Origin of the sequence: Sutterella sp. (assembly GCF_052272535.1) — a bacterium.
In the GTDB taxonomy this organism is placed as follows: domain Bacteria; phylum Pseudomonadota; class Gammaproteobacteria; order Burkholderiales; family Burkholderiaceae_F; genus Sutterella.
Genome location: NZ_DAVZJY010000279.1, coordinates 1 through 2,662 on the forward strand (window position 1 = coordinate 1; position 2,662 = coordinate 2,662).

Below are 2,662 nucleotides of genomic sequence, written 5' to 3' on the forward strand. Positions count from 1 at the left end.
CGAAGGATCGAAATCTTATAGAAGTCTTTCCTTCTTGTCAAGAGCGATTTGAAGAATTTTTTTTTTGATTCGTTCGCGTCGTTCCTGATTTTTGCCGCTTCGTTTCGAAGCAGGAGGCGAATTATGAAGATGCTCGAGGCGTTTGTCAAGAGCATCGCAAAAAAATCTTTCGCCGCCCCCTCATGCGAACGCCCCGCAGGGCGACGGAGCCGCTGCGGGGCGTTTGTTTGTCGGGATCAGAGCGCGCGGATGCGGCCTTCGGCCTCGAGCTCCTTCCTGCGGGATTCTTTGAGGACGTTCACCCAGACGTTGGTGCGGCCGGTGCTGTCCTCCTCGAGGTACACGCCCTGGAGTTCCGGGCTAAAGCCCGGGAACCGGTTCACGCCTTCAGCGAGCGCCATAAAGTATTCGAGCACCGGGCCGCCCCAGACCTCACCCGGGACGCAGCAGATCACGCCCGGCGGGTACGGCAGCGCCCCTTCGAGGGCGATGCGGCCGGCGGCCTCTTCGAGCGGGATGTACTCGGCGTTGCCGCGCATGAACTCGAAGTGCGCCTGCTGCGCGTCCATCACCGCCTTCGGGAACGAGCTCTCGCGGAACATCGCCTTCTGCAGGCGCTTGATGTCGAACTCGCGGCAGTAGTCGTGCATCTCCTGGCAGAGCTCGCGGATGCGGTAGCCCTCGTAGCGGTCGGCGTGCTCGCGGTAGACCTGCGGAATCACGTCCTTCATGAGCGCGTCGGTCTCGAGAAGCTTCTCAAAGCGCGCGATCTGCGTTGTGAGGGACGAGATCTTGGCGGTCGTCTGCGAGGGCGTCAGGAGGAAGAGAATCGAATTGAGGTCGCACTTCTCGGGCACCACGCCGTGGGCGCGCAGGTAGTTCGCGAGAATCGTCGCCGGAACGCCGAAGTCCTCGTACTCGCCCGTGTCGGTGTCGATGCCGGGCGTCGTGAGGAGAAACTTGCAGGGATCCACGAAGTACTGGTTTTCGCCGTAGCCCTCGAAGGCATGCCAGCGCGCACCGGGCTTGAACTGGAAGAAGCGCAGGTCCTGCGCGATCGTCTCGGTCGGGTAGCTCTCCCAGGGGCGGCCCATCACGGTGGGCGGCACGAAGGGCTGGATGTAGCTGCAGGTGCGCTTGATCTGCTTGCGCGCCTCAATGCCGATCTTCACGCACTCGTGCCAGATGCGCTGGCCCGACACGCCCGAGTGCATCTTCGCGTTGATGTCGATCGAGGCGAAGAGCGGATAGAAGGGCGAGGTGGAGGCGTGCAGCATGAAGGCGTTGTTCACCTGCTTGTGGGTGACGTAGCGCGCCTGGCCGCGCACGTGCGCGTCCTTCTTGTGGATCTGCGAGGTCTGGGAGAAGCCCGCCTGCTGCTTGTGCACCGACTGCGTGACGAAGATGCCCGGATCCTCGGGCTTGAGATCGAGCAGCAGCGGCGAGCAGTCCTTCATCATCGGGATGAACTGCTCGTAGCCCACCCACGCGGAGTCGAAGAGGATGTAGTCGCAGAGGCTCCCGATGCGGTCCACCACCTGGCGGGCGTTGTAGATCGTGCCGTCGTAGGTGCCGAGCTGAATCACCGCGCAGCGGAAGGGCCGGTCGCGCTTCGCGCGCTCGGGGTCCACCTCAGCGGCGCGCCGGCGCAGCTCCGCCTCGTCGAAGCAGTGGTTGTCGATGCCGCCGATGAAGCCGTAGGGGTTGCGCGACGTCTCGAGGTAGACCGGACGAGCCCCGGCGAGCACGAGCGCGCCCTGGTGGCAGGACTTGTGGTTGTTGCGGTCGAAGAGCACGAGGTCGCCCGGGGTGAGGAGCGCCGAGAGCACAACCTTGTTGGAGGTCGAAGTGCCGTTCAGAACGAAGTACGTCTTGTCGGCGTTGTAGACCTTCGCCGCGTGCGCCTGCGCCTCGTATGCCGCGCCCGCATGGATGAGCAGGTCGCCCATGTCCACGTCGGCGTTGCAGAGGTCGGCGCGGAAAATCGTCTCGCCGAAGAAGTTCGCGAATTCACGGCCGGCCGGGTGTCGGCGAAAGAAGGCGCCGCCCTGGTGGCCCGGACAGTCGAACTGCTCGTTCGCGGTGCCGACGTAGCGCCTGAGGCTGCGGAAGAAGGGCGGGAGAATCTTCTCCTCGTAGCCCGTCGCGGCGTCGATGAGCTGCCGCACGAAGAAGGGCTCCTCGCTCGGATCGTCGTTCACGACGCCCATGCAGCGGCCGATCCATTCATCCGGGACGTAGCGGCCGCGCTCGACGAAGATGAAGATCGGGATCCCGAAGCCGTAGCCGTCCACCCGGTCGAGCCAGCCCGTTTCGGCATCCTCGACGGACATGAGCACGACGCCCGTTTCGGTCATCTCCGCTTCGGAGAGCCGCACGACCTGCCGGTCCTTGGGAAAGTTCTTGAAGGTGACGTTGTCGCTCACGGCGATGGCAAGCTTCTGCATGACCTGATGTTCCTCTCGAGGAAGAAGGACTGCGGGAGTCCGGAAGTTCGCGCGTCCGCTCGCCTTTGAATCGGGTGGCGGAGACCGGCGCGAAGTATATCGGCGAAACGGGCCGTTTCCACGCGCATTTTCCCGCAATCCGAACGCGGATGCGGGAGTCCTTCGACGCCTGAAGACGGTCGGGCCGCACATGCCTGCGAGAGGCGCGTGCGGCC

At 63.9% G+C, this 2,662-nt stretch carries 1 protein-coding gene; it reads right to left on the reverse strand.

All coding sequences use genetic code 11. From position 1 onward, the window contains the following. Positions 1 to 236: 236 nt before the first annotated feature. Entirely contained in the window at positions 237 to 2,447 is a 2,211-nt protein-coding gene (gene speC / locus ACT6Y9_RS10240) for an ornithine decarboxylase (protein ID WP_295480849.1), read from the reverse strand. Between the last annotated feature and the right edge of the window lie 215 nt (positions 2,448 to 2,662).